General features: G+C 34.0%; 8 protein-coding genes and 1 pseudogene. All 9 read left to right on the forward strand.

Annotated features, from left to right (window positions below; translation table 11 throughout):
- Positions 1–16 precede the first annotated feature (16 nt).
- The gene (locus BUE22_RS21720; RefSeq protein ID WP_073398065.1) at positions 17–1231 is read left to right on the forward strand and encodes a glycoside hydrolase family 88/105 protein; all 1215 of its coding nucleotides are present in this window, start codon (positions 17–19) and stop codon (positions 1229–1231) included.
- Between the two features lie 22 nt (positions 1232–1253).
- Entirely contained in the window at positions 1254–2480 is a 1227-nt protein-coding gene (locus BUE22_RS21725) for a glycoside hydrolase family 88/105 protein (protein ID WP_073398066.1), read from the forward strand.
- Between the two features lie 193 nt (positions 2481–2673).
- Positions 2674–4272 carry a glycoside hydrolase family 43 protein gene (locus tag BUE22_RS21730; RefSeq protein ID WP_073398067.1) on the forward strand — a complete coding sequence of 533 codons (1599 nt, stop codon included), beginning with the start codon at positions 2674–2676 and terminating at the stop codon, positions 4270–4272.
- A gap of 7 nt (positions 4273–4279) precedes the next feature.
- Positions 4280–6289, forward strand: coding sequence for a pectate lyase (gene pelA, locus BUE22_RS21735; RefSeq protein ID WP_073398068.1), 2010 nt, complete (start codon positions 4280–4282; stop codon positions 6287–6289).
- 129 nt (positions 6290–6418) lie between these two features.
- Positions 6419–7768 carry a glycoside hydrolase family 28 protein gene (locus BUE22_RS21740; protein WP_084540311.1) on the forward strand — a complete coding sequence of 450 codons (1350 nt, stop codon included), beginning with the start codon at positions 6419–6421 and terminating at the stop codon, positions 7766–7768.
- Positions 7769–7862: 94 nt separating this feature from the next.
- Complete coding sequence (locus tag BUE22_RS21745) at positions 7863–8606, forward strand: rhamnogalacturonan acetylesterase (RefSeq protein WP_073398069.1); 744 nt, start codon at positions 7863–7865, stop codon at positions 8604–8606.
- 828 nt (positions 8607–9434) lie between these two features.
- Positions 9435–14156, forward strand: a complete 4722-nt coding sequence (locus BUE22_RS21750) for a beta strand repeat-containing protein (RefSeq protein ID WP_073398070.1) — start codon at positions 9435–9437, stop codon at positions 14154–14156.
- A 162-nt stretch (positions 14157–14318) separates the two neighbouring features.
- On the forward strand, positions 14319–15566 hold the full coding sequence (locus tag BUE22_RS21755; protein WP_073398071.1) for a T9SS type B sorting domain-containing protein: 1248 nt from the start codon (positions 14319–14321) through the stop codon (positions 15564–15566).
- Positions 15567–15952: 386 nt separating this feature from the next.
- Positions 15953–16769, forward strand: a pseudogene (locus BUE22_RS21760) (hypothetical protein); the annotation flags it as partial.

Here is a 16769-nt window from a genome sequence, read left to right on the forward strand (position 1 = left end):
TTTAAGCTTCTTCAAGATGATAAAGAATAGAAATAAAAATTATTTGGCACTAATAATACTGACTTGTGTTTTGCTATTTGCAAATAGTAAAATCATTGCGCAGGAATCTTCAAAAATTATTATTTCTAAGGATTTAAAATGGTCAGAGCGAATGGCACTTTCGATCATGAAACGCGCTCCAATTGCATGGCAGGTAGACAATAACGAAAAAACGAAATGGGATTATAAAATTGGTTTGTTAATGACCTCTTTTGAAAAACTTCATAAAAAAACGAACAATCCAGTTTATGCAGATTATATAAAAGGTTATGCCGAAACGGTTATTAATAGTTCAGGAGAAATTCTGAATTATAAACTGGAAGATTATAATATAGATAATATCAACGCAGGAAAAATGCTTTTTGATTTGTATTCCAGAACAAAAGATAATCGTTATCTTACTGCTTTGCAAACCTTAAGAAAACAATTAGAGACGCATCCGAGAACGAATTCGGGTGGATTTTGGCATAAAAAAATATATCCGTATCAAATGTGGCTTGACGGTTTGTATATGGGCGCACCTTTTTACGCACAATACACCGCAACATTCGATAAAGGAAAAGATTTAGATGATGTTGCCAAACAATTTGAGCAAGTTCATTTACATACGATTGATAAAAAAACAGGTTTATTATTTCACGCCTGGGATGAAAGCAAACAAATGCCCTGGGCAAATAAAGAAACAGGAACTTCGCCAAACTTTTGGTCAAGATCGATAGGCTGGTACATGATGGCTTTGGTTGATGTTTTGGATTATATGCCAAAGGAACATTCAAAAAGAAAAGAATTGATTGGATATTTAAATGAAATATCTACAACCGTTGCAAAATATCAGGATACTTCAGGATTATGGTTTCAGGTAACGGATGCCGGTAAAAAGGAAGGAAATTATCTGGAAGCATCAGGATCTGAAATGTTTGTTTATGCTTTTGCAAAAGGAGCAAACAAAGGTTATTTGCCTGAAAAATATAAAAAACTGGCTGTAAAAGGTTTTGACGGAATTGTAAAAAATCTCATTAAAGTTGATGAAGATGGCGAAATACATATTACACAAGTTTGCGCCAGCGCAGGTTTAGGCGGAAATCCGTATCGTGACGGATCTTATGAATATTATATTAAAGAGAAAATAAAAACAGACAATTCTCACGGATTAGGGCCTTTCATTTTGGCTGCAGTTGAATTAGAAAAATAGTAGAATTTAAATATATTTTAAAATGAAAAATAATAGAAAGCAAGGTTATTTTGTGTCGGTTTTATTAGTTTGCGCCATGGCTTTTACAAGTTGTAAAGTGGTTTCGCAAGAACCTTCAAAAAAGGAAATAGTTATTTCTAAAGATTTAAAATGGTCTGATAAAATGGCTCTAACATTGATGAAACGTCACCCCGAAGCTTATATGATTGACGATTCTAAAAAACCGAAGTGGGACTATGTTCATGCCCTGGTTTTGCATTCTATAGAAGAGCTGAACAAAAAAAATCCTGATCCTCGTTACAAAGCTTATATAAGAGGTTATGTCGATGAATTGGTACAAGCTGACGGAACTATTAAAACCTATGAATTTGATAAATACAATATCGATTTGGTGGTACCGGGACGTTTGCTTTTTGATATTTATGTGGAATCAAAAGAAGATAAATATTTGAAAGCTTTACAATTAGTACGTAAACAATTGGCTGAACAGCCAAGAACTGCAAGCGGTGGATTTTGGCACAAACAAATTTATCCAAACCAAATGTGGCTGGACGGTTTGTATATGGGAGAACCATTTTATGCACAATACACGGCTACTTTTGAAGGAGGAAAAAGTTTTGATGATATCGCAAAACAATTTGAATTGATTCAACTACACGCAACAGATCCAAAAACAGGTTTATTATACCACGGTTGGGATGAAAGCAAACAAATGCCATGGGCCAATAAAGAAACAGGAAATTCGCCAAACTTTTGGTCAAGAGCTTTAGGCTGGTATATGATGGCTTTGGTTGACGTTCTGGATTATATGCCAAAAGACCATCCAAAACAAAAAGAATTGGTAAAGTATTTAAATAATGCTTCGGCAGCTTTGGAGAAATTTCAGGATAAAAAATCAGGTTTATGGTATCAGGTTACGGATAAAGGAGGAGAAAAAGGAAATTACCTTGAAGCTTCCGGATCTTCGATGTTTGCTTATGCTTTTGCAAAAGGAGCAAATAAAGGATATTTGCCTGCAAAATACAAAAAAATGGCCAACAAAGCTTTTGATGGTCTGACTAAAGTCTTAATCAAAAAAGTCGACGAAGATGGAGGAATTACATTGACAAATTGCTGTCAGGTTGCTGGTTTAGGTGGTACTCCGTACAGAGATGGATCTTATGATTATTATGTAAACGAAAGAAAAAAAGACAACGATCCTAAAGCAACTGGTCCTTTTATTCTGGCTGCTTTAGAATTGAATAGATAGTTTGTTATGAATTATGATTTATGAATTATGAGTAACACGTAAGAACAAAGAGTCAAGAATAAAGATAAAGTTGTGTCATTTCGACGAAGGAGAAATCAAATCCAGAGAGCAACGAACCGAAAATCCGTTATGTGGTTTCTCGTTCCTCGAAATGACAAAATCTAATTATTGAATTATTTTTAATTGCCAAAGAATGAAAAATATAAAAATCATTTTTCTATTATTATCGGTTTTTTCCATACAAGAGAATTTTGCTCAGGTTTGGGTGCCGGATAATGGAGATGGAACGTATACGAACCCAATAATTCATGCTGATTATTCAGATCCGGATGCCGTTAGGGTAGGTGATGATTTTTATATGACGGCATCGTCTTTTAATTGCATTCCGGGATTGCCCATTTTACATTCTAAAGATTTAGTAAACTGGAAAATTATTGGCTATGCGCTTACCAAACAAATTCCAACCGAAACTTTTGATAAAGTGCAACATGGAAATGGCGTATGGGCACCAAGTATAACTTTTCATAATAATGAATTTTATATTTATTACCCCGATCCTGATTTTGGGATTTATATGATAAAAGCCAAAAAAGCAGAAGGCCCATGGTCTGAACCTATTTTGGTAAAAGCAGGTTCAGGATTAATAGATCCGAGTCCGTTATGGGATGATGACGGAAAAAATTATTTGGTTCATGCTTTTGCGGGTAGTCGTGCAAAAATCAAAAGTTTGATTGTAGTTTGCACCATGAATACGGAAGGAACGGTTGCGAATAATGATGAAGTTATGGTCATTGACGGTCATGAAAGTGAAGGAACTATTGAAGGACCAAAGTTCTATAAAAGAAACAATTACTATTACATTTTTGCTCCCGCGGGAGGAGTTCCTACAGGATGGCAAACCATTTTAAGATCTAAAAATGTTTTTGGACCTTATGAAACGAAAAAAGTATTAGAGCAGGGTAAAACCAATATAAACGGACCACATCAGGGTGCGTGGGTTCAAACACAAACTGGCGAGGATTGGTTTATACATTTTCAGGATAAAGGTGCTTACGGCAGAATTGTTCATCTTCAGCCCATGAAATGGGTAAATGACTGGCCGGTAATGGGACAGGATTTTGATAAAAACGGCATTGGAGAACCAGTTACGACTTATAAAAAACCAAACGTTGGAAAGAAATATCCAATAGAAACTCCTGCAGAATCTGATGAGTTTAATTTGCCAAAATTAGGTTTACAATGGCAATGGCAGGCAAATGCCCAGATAAACTGGGGATTTCCGACAAGTTTAGGATATCTGAATTTGTTTTGTGTACCAACCATAAAAGAGAGTAATAAAATATTTGAAGCGCCAAATTTATTGCTGCAAAAGTTTCCTGCAGAAGAATTTACAACGACAACAAAACTCATTTTTAATACTCGTTTAAATGGCGAATCAACAGGTCTTTTGATAATGGGGTTAGATTACAGTTACTTATGTCTTAAAAATGATAATGGGAAATTATATCTGAATCAGAAAACGGGAACTTTTGATAAAAAAGTTTCTGAAACAGAAACGGTTCCTGTTTTAATAAAAAACAATACCATTTACCTGCGTGTGAAAGTGAAAAAAGGCGGTATTTGCAGTTTTTTCTATAGTTTAGATGATAAAAAATATGAAGCCATTGGAACCGATTTTACATCAAAAGAAGGGAAATGGATTGGTGCCAAAGTTGGACTTTTTGCCTTGAGCGAAAAAGAGACAAACGATTCAGGAAATGTTGCAGTCGATTGGTTTAGAATTACTAAATAAAATAAAAATGATTCAATTAAATAAAACAATATTGGTTTTTCTGTTTGTTGTTAGTTTAGGCTTAAATGCCCAAAACACGTATAAAAACTGGCCGGATGTTATTCGCAAAAACGATGCAGCATGGTTTGCCTCAGCAGAAGCGAAAACTATTGCGGAAAATGTATTGCTTTACCAGCGAAATATTGGCGGATGGCCAAAAAATATCCAAATGCAAAATACGCTTACTGAAACAGAAAAACAAAAACTGATTGAGCTAAAAAGTGATTTGCATGAAATAACAACTGACAACGGTGCAACGTGCCAGGAAATGCTTTTTATGTCGAAAATGTATGCTCAGGTTAAGGATGAACGATATAAAGAATCGTTCTTAAAAGGACTGAATTATTTGCTTGAAGCACAATATGATAATGGTGGATGGCCACAGTTTTTTCCATTAAAAAAAGGATATTACACGCACATTACGTACAATGATAATTCGATGGTTAATATTTTGAATATTATGAAAGAAATCAGCGAAGAGTCTGATTATTACAGCATAAAACCATCAAAAGACATTGTCGAAAAAACTAAAAAATCATTTGATAAAGGAATATATTGTATTTTAAAAACACAATACAAACAAAATGGTGTTTTAACAGGCTGGTGCGCGCAACATGACGAAGTTACTTTGGCTCCTGCCAATGCCAGAGCGTTTGAATTGGTATCGTTAAGCGGATTTGAATCGGCAAAAATTGTGTTGCTTTTGATGTCGATCGAAAAACCTTCGCCAGAAATTATTACTTCGATTAAAAGCGCTCACGATTGGTTTGAAAAAACGAAAATCACGAATCTGGAAGAAAAAAGAGTATTAAATGATGCGGGAAAAATCATAGATAAAAAGATGATTCCCACTACAAATGCAGCACCAATTTGGGCTAGATTTATGGATTTGGAAACCAATGAACCTTTCTTTTGTGACCGTGACGGAATCAGAAAAAAATCTTTGGATCAAATTGGGTCTGAAAGACGAAATGGTTACGCCTGGTATTCTGATGCACCCAAAGAAGTATTGAAGAAATATTCGGCCTGGGCTATTAAAAACGGCGTAAAAGTTTCATCTGTTGAGACTTCTTCAAAAAAAAAAGATAATTTCATAACGGTAGCGCAAGATGGTTCTGGCGATTTTATTAAAATTCAGGATGCGATAAACGCAAGTCCTTCTTTTCCTTATGAAAAAGTAATCATAAATATAAAAAACGGAACTTATAATGAAAAAGTGCGTATTCCTGAGTGGAATACGCATTTGACATTATTAGGAGAAAGCAAAGAAAATACGATTATTGCTTTTGACGATAACTTTAAGAAAATTAATTTAGGTCGAAATAGCACTTTTTATACGCCTACAGTTTTGGTAGAAGGCGATGATTTTTCGGCATCTAATTTAACTATTAAAAATACTTCGGGAGATAATGGACAGGCCATTGCGTTGTCAGTTGTGGGGAATCGTGCGCAAGTTTCAAATTGTACTATTTTAGGAAATCAGGATACTTTATACTTATCAGGAAAAGAATCAAAACAGTATTTTAAGGATTGTTATATCGAAGGCACAACCGATTTTATTTTTGGGGGTGCCACTGCTTTATTCGAAAATTGTGAAATTAGAAGCATCAAAAGTTCGTATATTACGGCTGCTTCAACACCCGAGAGAACTCCGTTTGGATTTGTTTTTAAGAATTGTAAGCTCACTGCAAATCCAGAAGCGACGACCGTTTATCTGGGAAGACCCTGGAGAATTTATGCTAAAACGGTTTTTATAAATTGCGATTTGGGAAAACATATCAAACCGGAAGGCTGGGAAAACTGGTCTAAACCCGATGCTGAAAAAAATACTTTTTATGCAGAATACAATTGTAAAGGCGAAGGTTTTCAGCCTAAAAATAGAGTTTCATGGTCGCATCAGCTTACTAAAAAAGAAGCTGAAAAATATACAATCGAAAACATTTTAAAAGATTCGATTGCTAATTGGTATTCGAAATAAAAATAAGCCCGCGGATTGTGCGGATTAAACGGGCTTACGCTGATTTTTCATCACTGAAAATTAGAAAATAAACCTTGGGAAACCCGTTTAATCCGTTAAAACCCGTGGACAATATATTAAATAATAAATATGAATTTAAAGTATTTTATCTTTCTGTTGATTTGCATAAGTTCATTTGCACAGAATAGTGAATTTCCAACTGCAAAAGTTGATTCAATTGTGAACAGAATTCAATTGCCTGTTTTTCCTGCGTATCAAATAAATATTGCAAAATTAGGAGCGAAAGGCGATTCTGTAACAAATAATAAAGCTGCATTTGACAAAGCCATGGCACTGTGTAAAAAGAACAATGGCGGAACGATTATAGTGCCTAAAGGAATTTATAAGATTAATGGGCCAATTCATTTTGTAAGCAACGTTAATCTTAAAATTGAAAAAGGGGCAAAAATTAAGTTTAGCGATAATCCTCAGGATTATTTGCCGTTGGTTTTAACAAGTTGGGAAGGTACCATTTTGTACAATTACAGTCCGTTGATTTATGCTTACGAATGCAATAATATCGCTATAACCGGCGAAGGAACAATTGATGGAGAAGGAGGCAAAACCTGGAAAACTTTTAAGGCTAAAGAAGCAAAGGGAAAAGATTTGAGTCGCGAGATGAATCATAATAATGCTGCTTTACAAGACAGAAATTTTGGTGAAGGTTATTTTTTACGACCGCAAATGATTCAGTTTTTTAAGTGTAAAAATATCCTGGTTGAGAACATTCGTATCGAAAATTCTCCGTTTTGGTGTTTGCATCTTTTAAAATCTGAAAGCATTACAGTTCGCGGAATAAGTTATAAATCGCTGAATTACAATAATGATGGTATTGATCCTGAATATGCTAAAGATGTTTTGATCGAAAATGTAACTTTTGATAATGGTGATGATAATGTTGCCATAAAAGCCGGTAGAGATCATGAAGGAAGAGCAAATTCGGCAACGCCAAGCCAGAATATTGTAATCAGGAATTGTAACTTTAAAGGACTTCATGGCGTTGTTTTAGGCAGCGAAATGTCAGCTGGAATTCAGAATGTGTATGTTGAAAATTGTAAAACGGTCGGATATTTAAAACGCGGAATTTATATTAAAACAAATGCTGATCGAGGTGGTTTTATAAAAAATATTTTTGTTCGAAATATACAATTAGACGAGGTCGAAGATTGTTTGTATATGACAGCCAATTATCATGGAGAAGGAAGTGGCTACCAATCGGACATTTCAAATATTCATTTTTCGAATATTACGTGTAATAAAGCATCAGAATCCGGGATTGTAATTCAGGGATTTCCGGAGAAAAAAATACGAAATATATCTTTGAAAAATATTGAAATTAAATCGGCTAAAAATGCTATTTCAAATGAAAATGCTGAAAATGTTTTAATGACCGATGTTTTTATTGGTAAGAGAGCGACTGTTCCTTCTGCAGCGAAATAGGTTTTTTTTGAGGTTCAAAGGGGCAAAGGTTCAAAGTTGCAGAGGTTTTTATTGACTTACTTAAAAGTGTCTAATATTCAAATAATACAAAACAATGAAATATAAATTAATAATAATCTGTTTAATATCTACTATTTGTTTTGCGCAAAAAACAACTGTTTATACCATTGGAGATTCTACAATGGCAAACAAAAAAGATCCGGATCGTAATCCAGAGCATGGATGGGCGCAGGTTTTACAGCCTTTTTTTAAAGATAATATTGTTGTTGAAAATAAAGCTGTAAATGGTAGAAGTACTAAAAGTTTTATCAATGAAAAACGCTGGGATTCGATTTATAAAAAATTAAAAAAAGGAGATTATGTTTTTATTGAATTTGGACATAATGATGAAAAAATAGAAGATTCTACAAGGTATACAAATCCGCATACGAGCTATAGATACAATTTGATTAAGTTTGTAAAAGAGAGTAGGGAAAAAGGAGCTATTCCGATATTACTGACTTCTATTGCCAGACGTAATTTTAATGAAAAAGGAGTTTTAGTGCCTACACATGGTGAATATCCTTTGGAAACCAGATTGGTAGCACAGGAATATAAAGTGCCTTTTATTGATTTGGAGTATCTTACCGAATTATTGGAGCAGTCTTATGGTCCTGAAAAATCAAAACAATTGCATTTACATTTTAAAGCTGGCGAAAACGCTTATTATGATAAGGATAAGGCCGATGATACACATCTTTCTTTATTAGGTGCGACGAAAATTGCTCAAATTGTTGTAGATCAAATTAAAACAATACAAGATTCATCTTTGGAAAAACTAAAAACAGGAATTAAATAATTTTGTAGTCTTAATTTTAGTTTTAAAGTTATTTTAAGAGACAAAAAGAATGTCTTAATTTATTATAGCAATATTTTTTAGGTCTAGTAGCAATTTGAAATTATTTGGATATTTGCACTTCTAAATATTGACGGGTTTTCAAATATTTTAGTAATTTTCGAAAAATGAGAGAACTTGGGCTCTCATTTTTTTTGGTGGTTAGTTTATTTTTTTATTTAAAATATTAAAAAATAATATTTTAAATTTTTTAAGGGAGAAGACTTCGTCTTCTCCTTTTTTGTTTCTTATTGCTCATGTTAAGATGACTATGTGTATTTATTTTTCTATAATTAAATCATTTCTTTAAAATGATTATGTAGTAAATGATTATGATAACTAAAAAAACAATATAGAATAATTATAAGTTTTTATTTATGAATAAAAACTTAATATTTTGATTGTTAGTGTTTTAAAATTTACTATTTTTACGTCTACTAATGATTAAGGTAAGTTAAAATTCTGATTTTTTCGGATGATTTCATTCCTGCCCAGGCCTTAACTCCCTTAATTTTATCTACGCCATTAAATTGAATATCGATTAGAGATACAATTTCCCCACTTGTATTTTTCTAAGATTTTTAAGATGTGTTATTTTAGTAACATGTTGTCTTTTCGTATTTGCGACGATTTTTTTTTGTTTTTTAAATTATTACCGCCGTTTAACATCTTATTCAAAGATGAGCTTTAAAGATGCTTTATGTAAAGCATCAACTATCAGCATCTGTATCATTTTCTGCCAACTTTTTTCTGTGTAATAAAATTGTTTGATAACCCTAATAATTGAATCTCATGAAGAATAAATTACTCTCCGTTATATTAATTTTATGTAGTTATACAGCTTATTCTCAGGTTGGTATTGGAACACCAATGCCTAATGCGTCTAGTCAATTAGAGATTGTAGCAAATGATAAAGGTTTGTTGATTCCCAGAATTAGCTTAACAGGTTCAACTGATACGACTACAATTGTAACTGGCAATGTAAATAGCTTATTAGTATTTAATACGGCTACTATTTCAGATATAAAACCGGGATATTACTATTGGTATGACAATAAATGGAATAGAGTTGTAATCTCAAATGAAATCACTATAAGTCCGGGTACGGTTGTTTATAATCCCACTAATCAACAATTTAGTTATGTTGATAATACGGGAACTACGCAGGTTATCGATATTACCTCGATCATAAAAGCAAGCGAAACCCTGACGACCCTTACCAACAACGGAGCAGGTTCTTATACTTATAAAAATGAAATAGGAACGGATGTCAACATTGATGTTGTCGGGGACGTTATCACCAATGCATCCTCCATTTTTAATGATCCTGCGGTCACCAATATTCTGGAACAAATTTCAAACAATACGGAAGGGAATGTGACTTTTGATTCGACCACCAACCAGTTTAGTTATGTTGACAATACAGGAACTACGCAAGTTGTTGATATTACCTCAATCATTAAAGCAAGCGAAACCCTGACCACCCTTACCAACAACGGAGCAGGTTCTTATACTTATAAAAATGAAATAGGGACAGATGTCAACATTGATGTTGTCGGGGACGTTATCACCAATGCATCATCTATTTTTAATGATCCGGCGGTCACCAATATTCTGGAACAAATTTCAAACAATACAGAGGGGAATGTGACTTTTGATTCGACCACCAATCAGTTTAGTTATGTTGACAATACTGGGACTACACAAGTTGTTGATATTACCACAATCATTAAAGCAAGCGAAACCCTGACGACCCTTACCAACAACGGAGCAGGTTCTTATACCTATAAAAATGAAATAGGAACAGATGTCAACATTGATGTTGTTGGGGACGTTATCACCAATGCCTCCTCTATTTTTAATGATCCGGCAGTAACGAATATTCTGGAGCAAATTTCAAACAATACGGAAGGGAATGTGACTTTTGATTCAACCACCAATCAGTTTAGTTATGTTGATAATACGGGAACCACGCAAGTTGTTGATATTACCTCAATCATTAAGGCAAGTGAAACCCTGACCACCCTTACCAATAACGGAGCGGGATCTTATACCTATAAAAATGAAATAGGGACAGATGTCAACATTGACGTTGTTGGGGATGTTATCACCAATGCATCCTCCATTTTTAATGATCCGGCGGTCACCAATATTCTGGAGCAAATTTCAAACAATACGGAAGGAAATGTGACTTTTGATTCGACCACCAATCAGTTTAGTTATGTTGACAATACGGGAACTACACAAGTTGTCGATATTACCTCAATCATAAAAGCAAGCGAAACCCTGACTACCCTTACCAATAACGGAGCAGGATCTTATACGTATAAAAATGAAATAGGAACAGATGTCAACATTGATGTTGTCGGGGATGTTATTACCAATGCATCCTCCATTTTTAATGATCCGACGGTAACGAATATTTTGGAGCAAATTTCAAACAATACAGAGGGGAATGTGACTTTTGATTCGACGACCAATCAGTTTAGTTATGTTGACAATACGGGAACCACACAAGTTGTCGATATTACCTCGATCATTAAAGCAAGCGAAACCCTGACCACCCTTACCAATAACGGAGCGGGTTCTTATACGTATAAAAATGAAATAGGGACAGATGTGAACATTGATGTTGTTGGGGATGTTATCACCAATGCATCGTCTATTTTTAATGATCCGACGGTAACGAATATTTTGGAGCAAATTTCAAACAATACAGAAGGAAATGTAACTTTTGATTCTACTACCAATCAGTTTAGTTATGTTGATAATACAGGAACTACGCAAGTTGTTGATATTACCTCGATCATTAAAGCAAGCGAAACCCTGACCACCCTTACCAATAACGGAGCGGGTTCTTATACGTATAAAAATGAAATAGGGACAGATGTGAACATTGATGTTGTTGGGGATGTTATCACCAATGCATCGTCTATTTTTAATGATCCGACGGTAACGAATATTTTGGAGCAAATTTCAAACAATACAGAAGGAAATGTAACTTTTGATTCTACTACCAATCAGTTTAGTTATGTTGATAATACAGGAACTACGCAAGTTGTCGATATTACCTCAATTATTAAAGCAAGCGAAACCCTGACGACCCTTACCAATAACGGAGCGGGTTCTTATACCTATAAAAATGAAATAGGAACGGATGTCAACATTGATGTTGTTGGGGACGTTATCACCAATGCATCATCTATTTTTAATGATCCTGCGGTAACGAATATTCTGGAGCAAATTTCAAACAATACAGAGGGGAATGTGACTTTTGATTCGACCACCAATCAGTTTAGTTATGTTGACAATACGGGAACTACGCAAGTTGTTGATATTACCACAATCATTAAAGCAAGCGAAACCCTGACGACCCTTACCAACAACGGAGCAGGATCTTATACGTATAAAAATGAAATAGGAACAGATGTCAATATTGATATTATCGGGGATGTTATCACCAACGCATCATCTATTTTTAATGATCCTGCGGTAACGAATATTCTCGAACAAATTTCAAATAATACAGAAGGAAATGTAACTTTTGATTCGACGACCAACCAGTTTAGTTATGTTGACAATACGGGAACTACGCAAGTTGTCGATATTACCTCAATCATTAAAGCAAGTGAAACCCTGACCACTTTAGATAAAAACCCTCTAAACAACGGCCAGTATGTTTATACCAATGAGGATAATATTACATCAACAATTGATGTTATTGGCGATGTTATAAGCAATGCATCGACGATATTAAATGATCCTACTTTTGTAACGGAACTAACGAATGTTATACAAGATCAGGAAACCGTTACTACCTTATCTCAAAATCTGACATCAGGAGCGATCACTTATAATAATGAAGCTGGGACAGCTTTTATTTCACAAGTTAGAAGTACAGATGCAGCAAATATTATAACAGTTGGAACAGATGGTGGAGCATTATTGACTCCTTCTGCAATTACTTCAGCTACAACAGTTTCTAACACAAGTTCCGGAAATGATTTAAGTACCACTGTAAATGGAGTAATAGGAACAGCAATTCCGATAATTAATACCAATGTTTTGACTGCATCTGGTAATTCTTTAACTGCAACTATAAACGGAATTGCCAGTAATACAATAGATTTAACTTCTGTTATTAATGAAGGAGAAACAACGACTAATATGTTACAAGATCCCATTACAGGGATTATTACTTATACTAATGAAAATGCAGATAGCCAGACCGCTATTTTAAGAAGTAATGATGCAGATAATATATTGACAGTTGGAACAGATGGAGGAACATTATTGACTCCTAACGCTATTAATTCGGCGACAACGGTCTCTAATACGAGTTTTGCAAATGATTTAAGCACCATAGTAAATGGAATAACGGGAACAGCAGTTCCGATTATTAATACAAATATTTTAGATACATCAGGCAATACCATAACTTCAACTATTAATGGTGTTGCAAGTAATGCAATAGATTTGACTTCTGCAATCGCAGCAGGAACTACAAATGATATAAACTTGGCAGGCAATACTTTAACATCTAATGTAAACGGAATAATATCGACAACAGGTACAGTAAGTAGTGTCTCAAATACTTCTACAGCCAATATAGCAACAGTAACAGTAAACGGACTAGCAAGTACCGGAGCTCCGATTATTAATACAAATATTTTAGATACATCTGGTAATACCTTAACTTCGACTATAAATGGTGTTGTAAGTAATCCAGTAGATTTAACTTCTGCAATTGTGGCAGCGACTACAAATGATTTAAGCCTGGCAGGTAATACCTTAACATCTAATGTAAATGGAATAATATCAACATCAGGTACAGTAAGCGGAGTATCAAATGCTTCTACCGCCAATACTTCAACAGTTACCGTAAATGGTATAACTAGCACAGGAGCACCAATAGTAAATACAAATGTTTTAGAAACAACTGGTAATGTTTTAACCGCAACTATAAATGGAGTTGTCAGTAATCCAATTGACTTAGTTGGTTTAGTTGATAATGCAATTTCAAGATCAGATATTACAACAACAACTCCTGCTTCAGTATTAGCAGTAACAGGTACAGGAGCGACATTAGCAGCAGCAACAGTTAATATTGTTCCTTCAACGGTTGAAGGGAATGTTTTAACCACAACTGCAACCGGAGTAGAATGGAAGGCACCAGCGAAACTAAACGTATTTGGCATCAAAATTACTTCTACTGATTATACATTAGGTGATGCCGATTACACAGTTATTGCCAGAAATTTAACAGGGGATATTACGCTTACACTTCCTGATGCTGCCACAAATACAGGTCGGGTTTTAGTATTTAATCAAAATACAGTTTCATCAGGTGGTACTCCAGTTGTAGTTAATTTCAATGTCCCTGTAATATATTCAGACACTGCCTCATATCCATATATTGCCGCAAGCGTATTTGGTGGTGTAACAGGAGGAAGTTTAAAAATAACTTTGCAGTCAGATGGAATAAATTGGTATGTAATTAATTATACAATGTAAGATTGCAGTAAAAGTAATTATTGATGATCTTGAAAAAGTCAAATATTTCACGCTAACTTGCTAGCGAAATAAAATAAAGGTAATTTTACTTATTATCATCGAAAGTGTTGATATATAGTAATATAGTCATTGAATTTTTAAACATTATAAATTCAAAAGAATATGATTAAAGTTTATATAAAAGCCAGTATTATATTAATGTTTTTTGATGTACAACTTTCTGCGCAAACTGTTAATTTAGGTGACTTGTCAATTGCTTCTAATACTCAGTTTGCTACAATGTTTGATTTTGACAATAAGCCAAACGGAGATTTTTTAATTGACGGAGATTTCATGGTATATGCCAATTTCAATAATGACGGATTAGTTACTTACAGTACAATTAGCAACGGGAAAACATTTTTCATCGGAACACAGGAGCAACTCATTAAAGGTTCGGAAATTGCACATTTTCAAAATATTGTTTTTGATAATATATCGGCATTGGTTCCTTTTCATTTAAGTAGTACGATTGAGATTGGCAGTAATGTGCAGTTTAAAAATGGAATTATTGACGCTGATACTTATAATGGTAAAATGATTTTTGATCAGAATGCTTTTCATTCCGATGCTAGCAACCTGAGTTTTGTTGATGGAAAAGTAGAAAACATTGGAAATTTAGATTTTGAATTTCCAATTGGTGATAATTTTTATTTCAGACCTTCATATCATGATAAAGCAGCAAATACAAATAACGTATATACTACTCAATATTTTTTTCAAAGTGCAGGAAGTCTTCATCCGTATACCAGTAAAGAAGATATAATTATTACTATTGATGAAGCTGAATATTGGAATGTAATCCAAAATCAGGGAAGCGAAAAAATTGTACTAAGTCTAACATTAGATACACATACTACTCCGGCTTCTTTTTTTGAAGAAAAAACAGATACAGAACTGGCCATAGTTCGTTGGGATGATGTAACGTCGAAATGGATAAATGAAAAAGGAGTAACAACTGATCTTCTGACAGGAGCCGATTACACAAAAATGGTAACAACACAAGTTACCGGATATGGTCTTTTTACAATTGCAATAGTTCCTAAAACAATTCCGGTACCTGATGATATAATTGTTTATAATGCGATATCACCAAATGGAGATGGCCTTAATGATAGTTTTCATATACTGGGAATTGATAAATACCCCGATAATAGAGTTGAGATTTATAATCGCTGGGGAATAAAAGTTTATGACGCAGATTCATACAATGAAAGTGATATTATGTTTAGAGGTTATTCAGAAGGACGTGATACGGTTAACCGAAATGCAGGGCTTCCTGCTGGTACTTATTTCTATATTTTGAAATACAAAAAAGGAAACGAAACAATTAATAAAACAGGGTATCTGTATATTAATAATGATAAATAAGTGATTAGGAGATCCTAAAAAATTTTTCATCATCATTGTTGCATTCAATATTTTTCACATCTTTTACAATAGATTTAGAATTCATGTAATTAGTAGTTTCTTCTGCTAATCGACTAATAAATAATAGTATTTTTTTTCATTAAATATAAAACCAGTAATTCTAATTACTGGTTTTTTTTGTCTTGTTTTGGTATAAGTTGTTGGTTTTGTGGTATATAATGTGGTGTCGTATTTCTAAAACGCTTTATCTGTTTTAATATTCCCCTCTTTATTCATTATACCCTAATCTACAACACTAAAGACTTTTTAAGGCAAAAAAAGATTGTATTAACGAAGACCTTTGCACTTTATAACTACGAAAATATTCGTTTAAATAATTAACTATTATGAAGAATAAATTACTTCCATTACTTCTTGTCATTGGTAGCTATTCTGCTTATTCGCAGGTAGGTATCGGAAAAGTGAATCCAAATCGTTCAGCGCAGCTAGAGGTTTTTGCCAGCGATAAAGGTATCTTAATTCCAAGAGTAAAATTAACAGGGTCAACGGATGCTACCAGTATTGTAAATGGTAACGTTGAAAGTTTAATGGTTTTTAATACGGCTGATGTTGCCGATATCAAATCCGGTTACTACTATTGGTTTGATAATAAATGGAACAGAATTCTTATTTCTGGTGAAGCTTCTGGAGCTGCCGGAAGTGTGATTTATAACTCGGATACAAAACAGTTTACTTATATAGATGCTGCCGGTAATACTCAAATTGTTAACATTGCCGATGTTATCAAAGGAAATGAGACTGTTACAACCCTTGTTAATAGAGGAGAGGGGTTATATACTTACAAAAATGAGGAAGGAACAGAAGTTGACATCAATGTGGTTGGAGATGTTGTTGCAAATGCTTCAACAATTTTCAATAATGCAGAAGTTACAAATTTCATCAAGGAAATTTCAGAACAGACAGCCGGAAGTGTAACCTACAATTCAGAGACAAAACAGTTTAGTTATGTTGATGTTGCCGGGAATACTCAGGTAGTTAACATTGCTGATGTTATCAAAGGAAGTGAGACAGTTACAACTCTTGAGAATAAAGGAGAGGGATTGTATATCTATAAAAATGAGGAAGGAACTGAGGTTAATATTGATGTGGTTGGAGATGTTGTTGCCAATGCTTCAACAATTATCAATAATTCAGAATTCAAGA

It is taken from the genome of Flavobacterium pectinovorum, from assembly GCF_900142715.1.
Lineage (GTDB): Bacteria > Bacteroidota > Bacteroidia > Flavobacteriales > Flavobacteriaceae > Flavobacterium > Flavobacterium pectinovorum.

Bases quoted from the DNA above. Each gene is read 5' to 3' on its own strand.
- BUE22_RS21720 (WP_073398065.1), top strand. From the start codon at position 17: ATGATAAAGAATAGAAATAAAAATTATTTGGCACTAATAATACTGACT.
- BUE22_RS21725 (WP_073398066.1), top strand. From the start codon at position 1,254: ATGAAAAATAATAGAAAGCAAGGTTATTTTGTGTCGGTTTTATTAGTT.
- BUE22_RS21730 (WP_073398067.1), top strand. From the start codon at position 2,674: ATGAAAAATATAAAAATCATTTTTCTATTATTATCGGTTTTTTCCATA.
- pelA (WP_073398068.1), top strand. From the start codon at position 4,280: ATGATTCAATTAAATAAAACAATATTGGTTTTTCTGTTTGTTGTTAGT.
- BUE22_RS21740 (WP_084540311.1), top strand. From the start codon at position 6,419: ATGAATTTAAAGTATTTTATCTTTCTGTTGATTTGCATAAGTTCATTT.
- BUE22_RS21745 (WP_073398069.1), top strand. From the start codon at position 7,863: ATGAAATATAAATTAATAATAATCTGTTTAATATCTACTATTTGTTTT.
- BUE22_RS21750 (WP_073398070.1), top strand. From the start codon at position 9,435: ATGAAGAATAAATTACTCTCCGTTATATTAATTTTATGTAGTTATACA.
- BUE22_RS21755 (WP_073398071.1), top strand. From the start codon at position 14,319: ATGATTAAAGTTTATATAAAAGCCAGTATTATATTAATGTTTTTTGAT.